This window comes from Altererythrobacter sp. H2 (genome assembly GCF_035319885.1).
In the GTDB taxonomy this organism is placed as follows: Bacteria; Pseudomonadota; Alphaproteobacteria; order Sphingomonadales; family Sphingomonadaceae; genus 34-65-8.
The window spans coordinates 349669-364685 of record NZ_CP141285.1 but is presented as its reverse complement, the minus strand read 5'-3'; the positions used below and the strand labels follow the sequence as shown (position 1 = coordinate 364685).

Annotated in this window: 15 protein-coding genes; 11 read left to right on the top strand and 4 right to left on the bottom strand. The window is 66.2% G+C overall.

Going from position 1 to position 15017, the window contains the following annotated elements; genetic code table 11:
- Window positions 1-21 precede the first annotated feature (21 nt).
- Together U4960_RS01805 and U4960_RS01800 are read right to left on the bottom strand one after the other, a co-directional pair.
- Window positions 22-1575: a long-chain-fatty-acid--CoA ligase gene (locus tag U4960_RS01805; protein ID WP_324261907.1), complete on the bottom strand. Its 1554-nt coding sequence runs from the start codon at window positions 1573-1575 to the stop codon at window positions 22-24.
- A gap of 96 nt (window positions 1576-1671) precedes the next feature.
- On the bottom strand, window positions 1672-2880 hold the full coding sequence (locus U4960_RS01800; protein WP_324261906.1) for a M20 metallopeptidase family protein: 1209 nt from the start codon (window positions 2878-2880) through the stop codon (window positions 1672-1674).
- 84 nt (window positions 2881-2964) lie between these two features.
- On the opposite strand from U4960_RS01800, the gene U4960_RS01795 reads away from it, so the two are divergent.
- On the top strand, window positions 2965-3954 hold the full coding sequence (locus U4960_RS01795; protein WP_324261905.1) for a diacylglycerol/lipid kinase family protein: 990 nt from the start codon (window positions 2965-2967) through the stop codon (window positions 3952-3954).
- Complete coding sequence (locus U4960_RS01790) at window positions 3951-4841, top strand: hypothetical protein (RefSeq protein ID WP_324261904.1); 891 nt, start codon at window positions 3951-3953, stop codon at window positions 4839-4841. Before U4960_RS01795 ends, U4960_RS01790 begins: the two co-directional genes overlap by 4 nt.
- A gap of 31 nt (window positions 4842-4872) precedes the next feature.
- On the opposite strand, the gene U4960_RS01785 is transcribed toward U4960_RS01790, so the two are convergent.
- Window positions 4873-5361, bottom strand: a complete 489-nt coding sequence (locus U4960_RS01785; protein WP_324261903.1) for a DUF2141 domain-containing protein — start codon at window positions 5359-5361, stop codon at window positions 4873-4875.
- A gap of 258 nt (window positions 5362-5619) precedes the next feature.
- Between U4960_RS01785 and rpe the strand changes: the two genes are divergently transcribed.
- From rpe to U4960_RS01740, 9 genes are all read left to right on the top strand, one after another.
- On the top strand, window positions 5620-6282 hold the full coding sequence (gene rpe, locus U4960_RS01780; RefSeq protein ID WP_324261902.1) for a ribulose-phosphate 3-epimerase: 663 nt from the start codon (window positions 5620-5622) through the stop codon (window positions 6280-6282).
- Window positions 6279-8138 carry a heparinase II/III family protein gene (locus tag U4960_RS01775; protein WP_324261901.1) on the top strand — a complete coding sequence of 620 codons (1860 nt, stop codon included), beginning with the start codon at window positions 6279-6281 and terminating at the stop codon, window positions 8136-8138. The genes rpe and U4960_RS01775 overlap by 4 nt, the downstream gene beginning before the upstream one ends.
- Window positions 8139-8144: 6 nt before the next feature.
- Window positions 8145-9734, top strand: a complete 1590-nt coding sequence (gene purH, locus U4960_RS01770; RefSeq protein ID WP_324261900.1) for a bifunctional phosphoribosylaminoimidazolecarboxamide formyltransferase/IMP cyclohydrolase — start codon at window positions 8145-8147, stop codon at window positions 9732-9734.
- 141 nt (window positions 9735-9875) lie between these two features.
- Entirely contained in the window at window positions 9876-10031 is a 156-nt protein-coding gene (locus tag U4960_RS01765) for a hypothetical protein (protein ID WP_324263177.1), read from the top strand.
- Window positions 10013-10687, top strand: a complete 675-nt coding sequence (msrA, locus tag U4960_RS01760; RefSeq protein WP_324263154.1) for a peptide-methionine (S)-S-oxide reductase MsrA — start codon at window positions 10013-10015, stop codon at window positions 10685-10687. The genes U4960_RS01765 and msrA overlap by 19 nt, the downstream gene beginning before the upstream one ends.
- A 36-nt stretch (window positions 10688-10723) precedes the next feature.
- A complete protein-coding gene (locus U4960_RS01755) occupies window positions 10724-11185 on the top strand; it encodes a Fur family transcriptional regulator (RefSeq protein ID WP_324261899.1) in 462 nt (153 codons plus the stop codon).
- A gap of 60 nt (window positions 11186-11245) precedes the next feature.
- Window positions 11246-13168: a 1-deoxy-D-xylulose-5-phosphate synthase gene (dxs, locus tag U4960_RS01750; RefSeq protein WP_324261898.1), complete on the top strand. Its 1923-nt coding sequence runs from the start codon at window positions 11246-11248 to the stop codon at window positions 13166-13168.
- 162 nt (window positions 13169-13330) lie between these two features.
- Window positions 13331-13609, top strand: coding sequence for a hypothetical protein (locus tag U4960_RS01745; protein ID WP_324261897.1), 279 nt, complete (start codon window positions 13331-13333; stop codon window positions 13607-13609).
- Window positions 13610-13754: 145 nt separating this feature from the next.
- Window positions 13755-14552 carry a crotonase/enoyl-CoA hydratase family protein gene (locus U4960_RS01740; RefSeq protein ID WP_324261896.1) on the top strand — a complete coding sequence of 266 codons (798 nt, stop codon included), beginning with the start codon at window positions 13755-13757 and terminating at the stop codon, window positions 14550-14552.
- A gap of 54 nt (window positions 14553-14606) precedes the next feature.
- Here the strand turns inward: U4960_RS01740 and U4960_RS01735 are convergent, their stop codons facing one another.
- Window positions 14607-14873: a hypothetical protein gene (locus tag U4960_RS01735; protein ID WP_324261895.1), complete on the bottom strand. Its 267-nt coding sequence runs from the start codon at window positions 14871-14873 to the stop codon at window positions 14607-14609.
- Window positions 14874-15017: the final 144 nt, after the last annotated feature.

The following is a 15017-nucleotide window of genomic DNA, read 5'->3' as shown; positions in this document are numbered from 1 at the left end:
TTCTGCAGATCAGCCGCGAGCTCAGTTGACCATTCGCTCCTTGCCTTCCCAGTAAGGCGCCCGCAGTTCGCGGCGGAGGATTTTGCCACTGGGGTTGCGCGGCAGGGCTTCGATGAAGTCGACCGACTTGGGGCACTTGAATCCGGCAATGCGTTCCCTGGCAAAGGCGATCACGCCCTTCTCGTCGAGATCGCTGCCCGGCCGTCGCACCACCACCGCCTTCACCGCTTCGCCCCACTTTTCGTCGGGCACGCCGATGATGGCAACGTCGGCAATATCCGGATGGCCGAACACCGCGCTTTCCACTTCCGCCGGATAGACGTTCTCGCCCCCGGTGATGATCATGTCCTTGATCCGGTCCTGAATGTAGAGGTAGCCCTCTTCGTCAAGGATGCCAGCATCGCCGGTGCGGAACCAGCCGTCCCCCGTCAGCGCCTTGGCATTCTCTTCCGGGCGGTTCCAGTAGCCGAGCATCACGCATTCGCCGCGGATCGCCACTTCGCCGATCTGGCCGGGGGGCAGCGGCTGGAGGTTCTCGTCGAGAATCGCAATTTCCGAGCCCGGCAGCGCCTTGCCTGCCGACGTCATAACCCGTTCGCGGCCGATGATGTTTGCCGGCTTGTGGTCATCTGGCGACAGGCTGACGACCGTGCCGAACGTCTCGGTCAGGCCGTAAAGCTGGGCAAAATCGCAACCGAGCCGCTCGACTCCCTGCTTGAGCAGGTCGAGTGGAATCGGGCTGGCACCATAGGTGAGCCCGCGGACGCTGGAGAAATCGGCGCTTGCCGCAGCCGGATGGGACAGCAGCAAGCGAATCGCGGCAGGGACGAGGAACAGCCACTTGACCCGATAACGCTCGACATCGCCGATCAGCAGGACCGGATCGAATTCGCGGTGAATCAGCAGTTCCTGCCCGCCCAGGACAGCGCCCAGCGCCGTGCCGACCCCGGCAATATGGCCATAGGGCATGGCAAGGATGATGCTGTCGCCCGGATCGGCGCAGTACCAGTAAATCCCGTGCTGCTTCATCAGGGGGCGCAGGTGGGTGCCGTTGTGGTGGCTCAGCACCACGCCCTTGGGCAGGCCGGTGGTGCCGGATGTGTAGAGCTGGAGCAGGGGATCGTGCGGGCCGACTTCAGTGGTGACCGCCGCGTCGCTCTGGGCATCGCGCCAGGCGGCAAAATCCTGCTCCATCGAGACAATTCGACCGTCGAATTCGACATCGGCAAATTCATCCTCGCGGAACAATACCTGTGCGCCGGAGTCAGCCATGATGAATGCGACCTCGGCCGGGGCCAGCCGCCAGATGATCGGAATGAATACCATGCCCGCTCGCGCCGCGCCCAGCGCCAGTTCGACTGCATGATCGCTGTTCTTGCCGAAATAGGCGACCCGGTCGCCCTGGTTCAGCCCCATCGCCGCAAGGCCATTGGCGACCTGCGTCACATGCCGGTCGTAATCGCGGTAGCTGGTGACAGTATCGCCATAGCGCAGCGCGGGCTGCTCGGGCCGGGCTGCGGCATGGAAAGCCAGCGCATCGCCATAGGTCGGGTGGTAAGGTTCGCTGCCGGACATCGGTATCCTCTCCAGAGGTGGCCGAATCGTGGTCTGTCCGGCCTTCGGGCGGAACCTAGGCAGGTTTGCTTTGCGGCGTAAACCGCTGCCGTTACGTCAGGCGAAGCCCCGCTGGAGGAATTGCAGGGCGCAGCCGGCAAGGATGGCAGTGCCGCTGGGCATGGCGGCTTCGTCCACATGCATCCGGGGCGAATGGATTGCACAGCACTGGCGCCAGTCCTCACCCTCCTGCGCCACGCCGAGGAAGAACATCGCGCCGGGCACTTTCTCCAGCACGTAGGCAAAGTCTTCCGCGCCCATGATCGGGGCCGGCAGGTCGCGCCAGGCCTGCTCGCCCAGCGTGGCGCGGGTGACCTCTGCTCCCAGCGTGACGGCGCGGGCATCGCAGATGGTGACCGGGAAGCCTTCGGTGATCGTCACCTCGGCCTCGACCCCGTGAGCCTGTGCGGTGTGGCTGGCGACCTCGCGCAGCAGCGCATGGAGCTGGGCGCGATGCCCGGGCGAGAGGCTGCGCAGGGTGCCGCGCAGGGTCGCAAAATCCGCGATCACATTGTGCGCTGTCCCGGCATTGATCTGGGTGACGGTCGCCACCACCGCGTCGGCGGCATTGAACCGGCGGGTGACCATCGCCTGGATGGCCGAGACGATGGCACAGGCGGCCGGCACGGGATCGCGCGTGTCATGCGGCATCGAGGCATGGCCGCCCCGCCCCGTCACCACGATGTCGAACTGGTCGGCGGCCGCGAGCAGGGGGCCCGCCCGGCCGCCGATTACGCCGTGCGGCGCATTGGGCATGATGTGAAGCGCAAAGGCCGCGTCGGGCAGCGGGTCAAGCAGCCCGTCATCGAGCATGAAGCGGGCCCCGTGATAGCCCTCTTCCCCCGGCTGGAACATGAACATGACCTCGCCCGCCAGCTCGCCCTGCCGCGCGGCGAGGATCTCGGCCGCCCCCACCAGCATCGCGGTGTGGGTATCGTGCCCGCAGGCGTGCATCCGTCCGGGAATGGTCGAGGCGAACGGCAGCCCTGTGTGCTCGTCCATCGGCAGCGCATCCATGTCGCCGCGCAGCAGCACCCGCCCATGGCCCGCGGCACCGGCGCGCGCACCGCGCAGGATCGCGACCTGGCCCGTGGTCGATGGCCCTTCGCGCCATTCGAGCGGCAGGTGCGCGAGCGCCGCGCGGACCTTGGCCATGGTGAGCGGCGTATGCAGCCCCAGTTCCGGTTCGGCGTGGATGGCGCGGCGCAGCGCGACAATACGGTCTGAAAGGGAGCGGGCGGCTTCGAGCAGGTCCGGATGCAGCATGAGCAGCACTTTATCGCACTCTTGCCCCGCCGTCGGCAAAAAAAGTGTGCAGCGCCGCATCTGGGCGGCTAAAGGCGGCGCCCGATGGTGCCTCAGATTGATACGACCGGCAACGCCAGGCGCAGCGATGGCGCACCACCGGTCGTGGGCGTCATCTACAACCCCCGCAGCCACCGCAACCGGGGCCGCGATCTCGACATTGCCGGTCGTCCCAACATCCATGTGGCCGAACCGCGCGAGCGCGAGGAAATCCGGGCTGCGCTGTCAGAATTTGCCGCGCTCGGGGTGGAATATCTGGTGATCAATGGCGGCGACGGCACGGTGCGGGACGTTTTGACTGCCGGGCTGGCGGTGTTTGGCGAAGACTGGCCTGAGCTGGCGGTCTTGCCAAAGGGCAAGACCAATGCCCTCAACGTCGATTTGGGGGCACCCGCCGGCTGGACGCTGGCAGGGGCGGTCGATGCATGGGACCAGGGCCAGCGGATCGCACGGCGGCCCCTGATCGTGGAGCCCGCCGAAGGTGGCGGCGAACCGCTGGCCGGTTTCATTCTCGGCGCGGGCAGCTATGCCACGGGCGTGCGTGCCGGGCAGGAAGCGCACCGGCTCGGCGCATTCAACAGCCTCGCGGTGATGGTGACAGCGGGCTGGGGCGTGCTTCAGGCACTGTTCGGCAGCGACGCCAATCCGTGGCGGCGAGGTGTCCGCATGGATCTGCGTCTGGGCAGCGAAGGAAACCCCCTGCCGCATGCCGGTGCCGGATATGATGGGCGGCGCTCGATCATGCTGGCCTCCACGCTGGAGCGGTTCCCGGGCGGTATCCGGCTTTTCGGTGCTTTGCGCGAAGGCCTGAAGATCGTCACGCTTGACCGGCCTGGCCGGCGCATGCTGGCGATGGTGCCGCTGCTGCTGGCGGGCCTGAAGCTGAAGGATCCGGACAGCCGCGGACTGCATTACTCCACGGCCGATATGTTCGAGCTCGTCATTGCCGACGAATACATCCTGGACGGTGAGGCCTTTCCACCAGGCCGCTATCGGGTCTCGCAAGGCCCGTCCTTGCGCTTCGTGGTGCCGTGAACGAAACGCTCGCCAGCCGCCTGGCGGCGCAGCTGGAGCGACCGGTCAAGCCGGAGGTTGCGGCATTCGCGCGCCAGCTGGCCGAGGCGTCCGGCGCTTGTGCTGCGCTGTTCTATGGTTCCAACCTCCGTACGGGCGAACTGGACGGCGTGCTGGACTTTTACTTGCTGCTGCCCGGCCCGCAGCGCGACCGTATCTGGCCCCGGGTCAGCTATCACGAGTGCGTGACGGAAGGCCTTACCCTGCGTGCCAAGGTGGCGACCATGGCGCTGGAGACCTTTGCCCGCGCCTGCCGGGGCGAAAGCCGGGATACGACCATCTGGGCGCGGTTCGTCCAGCCGAGCGCGCTGGTCTTTGCGGCAGACGAGGCCACGCGGGCGGAGATTGTCGAGGCCGTCGGCGCAGCGGCACGAACTGCCGGACGGCTGGCTGTGGCGCTTGGGCCCGAAGCCGGCACTGCACAGGAATATTGGCGGGCACTGTTCCGGGCGACCTATCGGGCCGAATTCCGGGTCGAGCAAGCCGGGCGCGAGGATACCATCCTGACCGTCAATGCCGAGCATTTCGACGGCCTGCTCCCACTGGCGCTGACGGCGGAGGGGATCGGCTTTTCGCGCGACGGCGACCTGCTCCGCCCGGCGATGACGCAAGAGGTGCGCCAGGGCATCGTCCGGTGGTGGAGCCAGCGCCGGCGGCTGGGCAAGCCGCTTAACGTGCTGCGCCTGCTCAAGGCCAGCACCACCTTCGAAGGGGCCGCACGCTACGCCGCCTGGAAGATCGAGCGCCATACCGGTGTGCCGGTCGCGGTCACACCGTGGCGCGAACGGCACCCTGTGCTGGCGGCCCCGGCAGTGCTTTACCGGGTCTGGCGCGCGCGCCGGGGCTGACCCGCTCGCGCGATCACATGCATTTCCCCGATCACATGTATTTCATCGCGATCGATATTGTGGTCACGCCGCTGCCGACAGTGAAGGCGGTCTTCTTGTAGCTCGGCTTGCCGAGGTTGAAGATATTGATGCTGGGGTTGTTGGACATGGCCCCGCCATCCTCGCGCAGATCGGTCTTGCCGTTGCCGTTGAGATCATGCCGCACCGCCACGCCATAAGTTCCGGCTTGCGGAACCGGGAGGCAGAAGGTCATCGTGCCCGCCCTGGCCGGGGCCTCGACCCGGGTCAGCCACTTGCCCTTTTCCAGCCAGTCAGCCTTGGTGCCGTAATAGGCCTGGACCCGGATCGTGCCCCTGGCCGCCTTGATGCCGCTGACGTTGACCCGAATCTTCGGGCCGCCGCTGCTGCAGGAAGCGGGGTTGTGCGGGACCTCGTTCTGATACTGCGCCTGAGCGGCAGGCGCAGCCGCCAGACCCGCAGCTGCCAGCACCATTGCACCGTAACGGTAACCCTTGATCATCACGTACTCCTGAAATGCCCCGTGCCTGTTGCAGCACATATCAGCCCCGGCCAATCCGGTTGCCCTTCCGGTTTGCCCTTCCGGTTTGTCGGCGCCTAGTGATGCAAGGAAATAGCGGCCGCGCCCTGAATTGCGCCTTAATTGCCCGCACAAGGCACAATGGCAGCGGAGCAGTGTGGAAAAACCGCGCCCGCCCGCTTGTTCCGGTTCGGGTGCGACCCTAGGGCCGATAAACGCCTGCAGCAAACCAGTGTGAGAATGGCGCGACCCTTGATCTCTCCTTCCATCCTTTCGGCCGACTTCGCTCGGCTGGGGGAGGAAGTGCGTGCGATCGATCTGGCCGGGGCGGACTGGATCCACGTGGACGTGATGGACGGGCATTATGTCCCCAACATCACCATCGGCCCGGCAGTGGTCAAGGCTCTGCGCCCCCACACGGACAAGCCATTTGACGTCCACCTGATGATTTCCCCCATCGATGCCTATCTCGAAGCCTTTGCCGAGGCCGGGGCAGACATCATCACTGTTCATCCCGAAGCGGGGCCGCACATCCACCGCACGCTTCAGGCCATCCGGAACCTGGGGAAGAAGGCCGGTGTGGTGCTCAATCCCGGCACACCGGTTGAATCGCTCGATTACCTGCTCGACCTGGCAGACCTCGTGCTGGTGATGAGCGTCAATCCCGGCTTCGGGGGACAGAGCTTCATCGACAGCCAGTTGCGCAAGGTCGAGGCCATTCGCCGGCGGATCGACGCCACCGGCCGGCCGATCCATCTCGAAGTGGATGGCGGCGTCAATGTCGAGACCGCGCGCCAGTGCGTCGATGCCGGGGCCGATGTGCTGGTGGCCGGATCTGCCACCTTCAAGGGTGGTCCGGGGCACTATGCCGCCAATATCGCAGCCCTGCGGGGGCAGGGATGATGAGCGAGGCCCTGACCCGCGGCGAGATCGAGGCCCGGCGGATTGCCACCGAGGAAGCGATCGCCTTGCCGCTGGGTGAAGGGCATGAAAGCCACCTGCTGGAAGCCGCGCCGCAGACGAGCAACCTGCTGGAGCCGGGCCGGGCCCTGGCGCTGGCCGATTTTGCGCCGCCTTCCCTTGGTGCAGGGGAGCGTCTGATCCGGCTGGCGTATCGCCTGGGTGTGCCCGGCTCCACCCTGACCTCCCCTTTCGCCAAGCCCGCCAAGCCGCGCCTGCTCGGCACGGTCGCCTCGCCGCTGGCCGGTGAGCGAGCCGCGGGTGTGGCCTTGCGGGCCGGCCATTTCCTTGTCCACGGGGTCAAGGCGCCGATCGCGCAGATGGATTTCTCGCCAGTGGCCCGGCTGACTCCGCCCTTCGAGCGGGTCGTCCACGGTTTCGCGTGGCTGCGCGACCTCGCTGCCAGTGCGCCGCGCGAGCAATGCGTGCCCACTGCCGAGCGGGTGTTCGGGCTCTGGCTGGCCGAGAACGCGGCGCCCGGCAAAGGCGCCGCATGGCACATCGAACATGCCGGACAGCGGCTGCTCGCCTGGCTGGTCCATGCTCCGCTTATCCTGTCGGGCAATGACGCGCGGCTTCGCTCCAAGGCCCTGAAGGCTTTTGCCGAGACGGCCCGCTGGCTGGACAAGTCGGTGACCCGGGCGCCCGACCGGCTGGGCGAGGTAACCGGCTGGTGCGCCATCGTGGCGGCAGGGCTGCTGCTGCCCGAGGGTAAGCCGCGCCGTCTCTATGGCGAGGCCGGGCTGGTTCGCGCTCTGGGTGAACTGGTGAGCGAGGACGGCGGCGTGCTGTCGCGCAGCCCGCTCGCGCAGATGGACGTGATCGGCCTGCTGGTTGACCTTGCCGCCTGCTACCGCGCGGTTGACCGCGATCCGCCCGAAGCGCTGCAGGCCATGCTGGCCCTGATGGTGCCGCCCCTGCTCAGCCTGGTCCACAGTGACGGGGGCCTGGGCAACTGGCAGGGTTCGGGCGCAATCTCGGCGGCGCGGGTCGCGGCCATGATCGACGCCAGCGGCGTGCGGACCCGGCCGCTCAAGGACGTTCGCCAATGGGGTTACCAGCGGGTCAGCGGCGGCAAGTCGGTGCTGATCTTCGACGCCGCCCCGCCGCCGCTCGCCCGCCACGCCCGCTGGGGCTGCGCCTCTACCCTGGCGTTCGAATTCAGCGCCGACGGCCAGCGGATCGTGGTCAATTGCGGCGGCGCCGCATTGGCTGGAGGGCAGGTGCCGGTGCGGATCGAGCAGGGCCTGCGCGCGAGTGCAGCCCATTCGACGCTGGTGCTCGACAACGCCAATTCCACCGCTGTCCTGCTCGGCGGCAAGCTGGGCAGCGGGGTCAACGAGGTCGAGATTGACCGCCGCGCGCTCGATCTGGGCAATGGCGGCGCGACACGGATCGAAGGCAGCCACGATGGCTATGCCACGCGCTACAACCTGACCCATCGGCGCATCCTGATCATGCGCGACAACGGCACCGAGCTGCGCGGTGAGGATCTGCTGATCCCGTCAGGCCGCAAGGGCAAGCGCGGCAAGGTCGGCTACGCGATCCGGTTCCATATCGGGCCGGGTATTGAAATCGGGCTGTCGGAAGACCGCAAGGGTGCAGGGCTTGCCCTGCCTGACGGGTCCTACTGGCAGTTCCGCATGGCGGGCGATGCCAATGCGGCGGCGCTTGCGGTGGAGGAAAGCATGTGGGTGGACGGGCAGGGCCGCCCGCACCCGATCCAGCAACTCGTCATCGAAGGGATGGCGCCGCGCAGCGGGGGTACTTTCTCCTGGCTGCTCAAGAAGATGGGATAGTTTCACGTGGACGACGTCAAGATCGGCCGGGCACTGTTGTCAGTGTCCGACAAGACCGGATTGGTAGAGCTGGGCACTGCGCTTGCGGCTCGTGGCGTCGAACTGGTCTCGACCGGGGGCACGGCCAAGGCCTTGCGCGAAGCTGGCCTGACGGTGCTCGACATTTCCGACCTGACCGGCTTTCCGGAGATGATGGACGGGCGGGTCAAGACGCTGCACCCCAAGGTCCACGGCGGCCTGCTGGCGGTGCGCGACAATCCCGAACATGCCGCGGCCATGGCAGACCACGCGATCGGTGCGATCGATTTGGTGGTGGTCAACCTCTACCCGTTCGAGGCAACCGTGGCGCGCGGCGCGGATCGCGACGAGATCATCGAGAACATCGACATCGGCGGGCCCAGTATGGTTCGCTCGGCAGCGAAAAATCACCAATTCGTCACCATTGCGACTGACCCCGCTGACTACGCCGAACTGTTGGGCGAACTGGAAGCGAAACAGGGAGCCACCTCGCTCGCTTTCCGCCGCCGCTGTGCGGCCAAGGCCTATGCCCTGACCGCCACCTACGACAGCATGATCAGCCAGTGGTTCGCCTTCGCTGACCAGGGGCAACTGTTCCCCGACATGCTGGCGGTCAACGGCAAGGCACCGGTCGTGCTGCGCTATGGTGAAAACCCGCACCAGCAGGCCGCGCTCTACACCCCCGCCGGGCCGCATACGCGCGGGATTGCCCAGGCCGAGCAGCTTCAGGGCAAGGAACTGAGCTACAACAACTACAACGATGCCGACGCGGCGCTGGAACTCGCCGCCGAGTTTCGCGGGGCACAACCGGCAGTCGTCATCGTCAAGCACGCCAACCCCTGCGGCGTTGCCCAACGCGGCAGCCTGCTTGAGGCGTGGCACGAAGCGCTCGCGTGCGACAGCGTGTCGGCGTTCGGCGGAATCGTCTGCGTCAACACCGAGCTCGACGGCGCGACCGCCGAGGCGATCTGCGAAATCTTTACCGAAGTGGTGATCGCGCCTTCGGTCAGCGAGGAAGCCCGCGCCGCCTTTGCCAGAAAGAAGAACCTGCGCCTGCTGGTGACCGGGGACCTGCCCGATCCGCGCCGGGGCGGTCTGTCGGTCAAGCCGATCACGGGCGGACTGCTGGTCCAGACGCGCGACAACGGGGCGATTTCCGCCGCTGACCTGAAAGTGGTTACCAGACGCGCGCCGACCGAGCAGGAATTGAAGGACTGCCTGTTCGCCTGGACCGTGGCCCGCCACGTCAAGTCCAACGCGATTGTCTACGCCAACAACGGCGCAACTGCCGGCATCGGTGCCGGCCAGATGAACCGGCGGGATTCAAGCCGGATCGCCGCGATGAAGGCCGCCGAAGCCGCTGAGAAATACGGCTGGCCGCAGAGCCGCGCAGTCGGGAGCGCGGTTGCCTCTGACGCCTTCTTCCCCTTCGCCGACGGTCTGCTGGCCGCGGCCGAAGCAGGCGCGACCGCCGTGATCCAGCCCGGCGGATCAATCCGAGATGACGAGGTGATTGCGGCAGCCGACGATGCAGGTCTGGCCATGGTTTTCACCGGGATGCGCCACTTCCGGCACTGACCGGAGAAATATTCAGCCGGTGCACCGTAACCATTGGCGCACTGGCGCGAATGAACGGGTACCAACTCCGCGTTCACTTTGCCGCAAGAGCTGCCGGGTTAGGTGACTGCTGGAACAGAACAGATATGAACGGAACGCCGCATGGGTCTCCTCAAACCCGATCTCTATCGCAGCTTCGGCATCGGCTTTGCGCTTGGCGCGGTGCTGGTGGCCATGCAGATCGGGCCTTCGTTCCAGGAGCAGTTCCTGCCCAGCGCCCACGCCGAAACGGTCGAGTCATCCGCTCAGCAGCGCTGATTGCCGCCCTCGGGCTGCTGCTGGCATCGTGCCAGCCCGCCGCCCAGGCAAGCGAAAAGGCGGTCGAGGCCCCGGCGGCCAAGCGCATCGCCAAGGAAAAGCCGGGTAAGAAGGTCGCCATCTTCGCTGGTGGCTGTTTCTGGGGCGTCGAGGGGGTGTTCAGCCACGTAAAGGGCGTCAGCAGCGCGGTGTCCGGCTATCACGGTGGCAGCGCCAGAACCGCCAACTATGACATGGTATCTGCCGGCACCACCGAACATGCCGAGGCCGTGCGCATTGTCTACGATCCTGCCGTGGTCCGCTATGACGAGCTGCTGCGCATCTTCTTTTCCGTCACCGCCGACCCGACCCTGCGCAACCGTCAGGGGCCTGATGTTGGCGCACAATACCGGGCGGCGCTGGTTCCGATCGGGGCAGAGCAGCGGGCGGTGGCACAAGCCTACCTTGCACAAATGGAAGCATCGGGCGTCTGGAAAAAGCCGGTCGTAACCGGGATCGAACCCTACCGTGCCTTTCACAAGGCGGAAGACTACCACCAGGACTTCATGCTGAAGAACCCCCGGCACGGTTATATCGTGCGGTGGGATGCGCCCAAGGTCCGCGCGCTCAAGGTGCTTTACCCCGATCATTTCCGGGCAAGCTTCCAGCGGAACTGATTGGCAATCCGCCCGCGCGCCGCATATATCGGTGCCATGCACGACCATTCGCATCATGAACACCGCGGCAAGGCACTGGTCGCAGCGGCCGAAGCGGCATTGACGGGGGCCGGAGAACAGTGGACCGGCATGCGCCAGGCGGTGTTCGAGGAACTGGCCCGGCATGACCGGCCTGCCTCCGCTTATGACATCGCCGACAACCTTTCGCGCAGCCGCGGCAAGCGGGTTGCAGCCAACAGCGTATACCGCATCCTTGACCTGTTCGTGACCAACAACCTCGCGCTGAGGGTGGAGAGCGCGAACGCCTATCTCGCCAACAGCCACCCGGGCTGCGCGCATGACTGCATCTTCCTGGTCTGCGATGAATGCGGGGAAGCCACCCATATCGACCATGACGGTGTATCCCGCGCGGTTCGGGAGGTAGCCGTCTCAGCCGGTTTTGCCATTCGCCGCCCGATCATCGAAGTACGCGGCCTGTGCTCCGCCTGCGCGGGCTGAGGGCATGGCACCTGATTCCGGTTCATCGACAGCCTCACTTCGCATGTGTATGCAATGCCGATGAGCGAACGTCCGACCACCCCCACACTCGATCAGGTCCACCTGCCCGCCGATCTGCGACGGCTCCCGCGCGAGGAATTGCGCCAGCTGGCCGATGAACTTCGCGCCGAGACCATTTCAGCCGTCAGCACATCCGGCGGCCATCTCGGCTCGGGCCTTGGCGTGGTCGAGCTGACAGTCGCGATCCACTACGTATTCGATACGCCGACCGACAAGCTGGTATGGGATGTCGGCCACCAGTGCTATCCGCACAAGATCCTGACCGGGCGGCGCGACCGGATTCGCACCCTGCGCCAGGGTGGCGGCCTCTCAGGCTTCACCAAGCGTAGCGAAAGCGAATACGACCCGTTCGGCGCGGCCCACTCCTCCACCTCGATCAGCGCCGCGCTCGGCTTTGCCCTGGCGGCCAAGATGAAGGATGAGCCGGGGCGCGGAATTGCCGTGATCGGCGACGGCGCGATGAGTGCCGGCATGGCCTACGAGGCGATGAACAACGCCGAGGCTGCCGGTAACCGGCTGGTCGTCATCCTCAACGACAACGACATGTCGATTGCCCCGCCGGTGGGTGGGCTATCGTCCTACCTTGCCCGGCTCGTCTCCTCCGGCCAGTTCCTGGGCCTGCGCGAGCTTGCCAGGCGGTTTGCCCGCAAGCTGCCCCGCCCGCTCCACATCGCTGCGCGCAAGACCGATGAATTCGCCCGCGGCCTGGCCATGGGCGGCACCCTGTTCGAAGAGCTGGGGTTCTACTACGTCGGCCCGATCGACGGGCACGATCTCGACCAGCTGGTGCCGGTGCTGGAGAACGTGCGCGACGCCGCCGAGGGCCCGTGCCTGATCCATGTCGTGACCCAGAAGGGCAAGGGCTATGCCCCGGCCGAAAACAGCGCCGACAAATACCACGGCGTGGTCAAGTTCGACGTCGTCACCGGCGAACAGAAGAAGAGCGCAGGTGGCCCGCCCGCCTACCAGAACGTGTTCGGCGATACCCTCGCCAAACTGGCCGTGACTGACCCGCTGATCTGCGCCATCACCGCCGCCATGCCGAGCGGGACGGGGATTGACCGCTTCGCCAAGGCGCACCCCACTCGCGCCTTCGACGTCGGCATTGCCGAGCAGCACGGGGTGACCTTTGCTGCCGGACTCGCCGCACAGGGGATGCGCCCGTTCTGCGCGATCTATTCGACCTTCCTCCAGCGCGCCTATGACCAGGTGGTGCACGATGTGTGCATCCAGAACCTGCCCGTCCGTTTCGCGATTGACCGCGCGGGGCTGGTCGGCGCCGACGGGGCGACCCATGCCGGCAGCTTCGACGTCACCTACCTTGCCACCCTGCCCAACATGGTGGTGATGGCGGCGGCCGACGAGGCGGAGCTGGTCCACATGACCTACACCGCCGCCGAACACGACAGCGGCCCGATCGCCTTCCGCTATCCGCGCGGCAATGGCACGGGGGTGGCCCTGCCGGAGGTTCCGCAGAAACTCGAAATCGGCAAGGGCCGGGTGGTACGGGAAGGGTCCAAGGTGGCGATCCTCTCGCTCGGCACCCGTCTTGCCGAAGCGCTGAAGGCGGCCGACCAGCTCGACGCAAAGGGGCTGTCCACCACGGTCGCAGACCTGCGCTTCGTCAAGCCGCTCGATACCGGACTGATCGAGAAGCTGATGCGCACCCACGAAGTGGTGGTGACGATCGAAGAAGGCGCGATCGGCGGCCTCGGCGCTCACGTGCTGACCTTCGCCAGCGATGAAGGCCTGACTGATGCAGGCCTTAAGGTCCGCACCATGCGCCTGCCCGACACGTTCCAGGACCAGAACGATCCGGTAAAGCAGTACGACGAAGCCGGGCTCAACGCGCCGCATATCGTCGACACCGTGCTGAAAGCGCTGCGGCATAACAGCGCGGGCGTGGAAGAGGCGCGGGCTTGATCTAATTCGGTGAGTGTTATGTCCTTGGTCCCTGACTGGCTTTGGGCAACATTCACGGTCGCAGGCTTCCTCGGGATCATGTTTGGTGTGGCATGGCGGAACACCAGGCGGCAAATCCGGGCGACACACGCCCGGCGGGCAAATCTCACCGAAGCACAGTTCATGGAATTGATGGTGAGCGACGTCTCTGAAGATGCCGCCCGTTTTCTTTGGCAGACGACGCTCTCCTGCCTTAAGTTTCACGAGCCCTCGCTGACGCCGCACCCTGATGACGACCTCATCAAGGATCTGCCAATCGACGATGACGACATCAGTATGGACTGGCCGCGCGAATGGGCCGAGCGGCGCGGCTTCCACGAGAGTAACCTGCCTGATTGGCCGAAGAACTGGCCGGTAACGATTCGCAACTACGGGCGATGGCTTGACATGGGGCCTCACTAGCACCGTCACCCCGGACTTGATCCGGGGTCCCGCTGTTCTGGCGAGGTGGCGCGGGTTCCGGAGAAAAGCTGGACCCCGGCTCGGGGGCCGGGGTGACGAAGTGGATGGGTGATGGCATGGGGGTGGGCGAAAGGATGCCTCGCCCATGACCCTCCTCAGCATCTCCACTGCCAACCACGTCACTATCCTCACGCTCAACCGGGCGGAGACGATGAACCCGCTGGGCGCCGCAGGCGACGGGGATGCGTTTGTGGCCGCCTGCGAGGCGATCAATGCCGATATGGACGTGCGCTGTGTGATCCTGACCGGGGCGGGGCGGGCGTTCTCGGCTGGCGGCGACATCAAGGCAATGAAGGACAAGACCGGCAATTTCGGCGGCAACGCGCCGACCATTGCCGACGGCTATCGCAACAACATCCACAAGATCCTGCGCGCGCTCTACGGCCTGCGCGTGCCCCTGATCGCGGCGGTCAACGGCCCGGCGATCGGGCTGGGATGCGATCTGGCCTGCCTTGCCGACATGCGGATCGCCAGCGACAAGGCGAAATTCGGCGTCACTTTCCTCAAGCTCGGGATCATCCCGGGTGATGGCGGCACCTGGGTGCTGCCGCGGGTTATCGGCGAGGCGCGCGCGGCCGAACTGTTCTATACCGGCGAGGTAATCGATGCCGCGACCGCGCTCGACTGGGGTCTGGTCAGCCGGGTCGTGTCACAGGACAGCCTGATGGATGAAGCCCGGGCCCTGGCGGCCAAAGTCGCGGCCATGCCGCCCCACGCCTTGCGGCAGGCCAAGAACCTGATGCGCCAGGGGCGGCACACCACCTACGACACCGCGCTGGAGATGGCCGCCAACGCCCAGGCATTGATGCATGTCACCGCCGACCACCTGGAAGGGGTCGATGCCCTGCTGGAAAAGCGCGCGCCGGTGTTCAGGGGCGAGTAGGCCTGCCCCGGATCCGCCCGTTCCAGACCCGACCCGTTCTAAACCCGGCCCGTTCTAAACCCGGCCGGTCAGGATCAGCCAGGCCGAAAGACCATTGGCGAGCGAGTAGAGCAGGTAGCCCAAGGCAAGGCCCGGCAGCCCGTTGGCGGTGCCCAGCATCGCGGCCAGCAGGATAATGAACTCGACCAGCAGCGTGACGCGCCTGGGCTTGCCGCCGGGCGCCAGCGCGAACTGGCCAAGCAGCCGGTGGCCGCTCTCCAGCACTGCCTTGTGCATCGCGAAGTTGCCGATTCCGAGCAGGAAGGTCACGATCAACGCCATAGCCGCCTTGTGCCCTGCCGCCGGTCGGTTGCCAAACACCTTTCGTCCGCCGGTTTGCGCAGTCCGTCGGGCGGGTCCGCGCCGGTCGAACCGACTAACCCAGCTGCCGATGCGGGCAAGCGTGCCGTGTCTGGAAGGCGCATA

Bases quoted from the DNA above. Each gene is read 5' to 3' on its own strand.
- U4960_RS01805 (WP_324261907.1), bottom strand. From the start codon at position 1,575: ATGTCCGGCAGCGAACCTTACCACCCGACCTATGGCGATGCGCTGGCT.
- U4960_RS01740 (WP_324261896.1), top strand. From the start codon at position 13,755: ATGACCCTCCTCAGCATCTCCACTGCCAACCACGTCACTATCCTCACG.
- U4960_RS01795 (WP_324261905.1), top strand. From the start codon at position 2,965: ATGGTGCCTCAGATTGATACGACCGGCAACGCCAGGCGCAGCGATGGC.
- U4960_RS01775 (WP_324261901.1), top strand. From the start codon at position 6,279: ATGATGAGCGAGGCCCTGACCCGCGGCGAGATCGAGGCCCGGCGGATT.
- U4960_RS01765 (WP_324263177.1), top strand. From the start codon at position 9,876: ATGGGTCTCCTCAAACCCGATCTCTATCGCAGCTTCGGCATCGGCTTT.
- U4960_RS01755 (WP_324261899.1), top strand. From the start codon at position 10,724: ATGCACGACCATTCGCATCATGAACACCGCGGCAAGGCACTGGTCGCA.
- U4960_RS01785 (WP_324261903.1), bottom strand. From the start codon at position 5,361: ATGATCAAGGGTTACCGTTACGGTGCAATGGTGCTGGCAGCTGCGGGT.
- U4960_RS01745 (WP_324261897.1), top strand. From the start codon at position 13,331: ATGGAATTGATGGTGAGCGACGTCTCTGAAGATGCCGCCCGTTTTCTT.
- U4960_RS01735 (WP_324261895.1), bottom strand. From the start codon at position 14,873: ATGGCGTTGATCGTGACCTTCCTGCTCGGAATCGGCAACTTCGCGATG.
- U4960_RS01800 (WP_324261906.1), bottom strand. From the start codon at position 2,880: ATGCTGCATCCGGACCTGCTCGAAGCCGCCCGCTCCCTTTCAGACCGT.
- dxs (WP_324261898.1), top strand. From the start codon at position 11,246: ATGAGCGAACGTCCGACCACCCCCACACTCGATCAGGTCCACCTGCCC.
- rpe (WP_324261902.1), top strand. From the start codon at position 5,620: ATGGCGCGACCCTTGATCTCTCCTTCCATCCTTTCGGCCGACTTCGCT.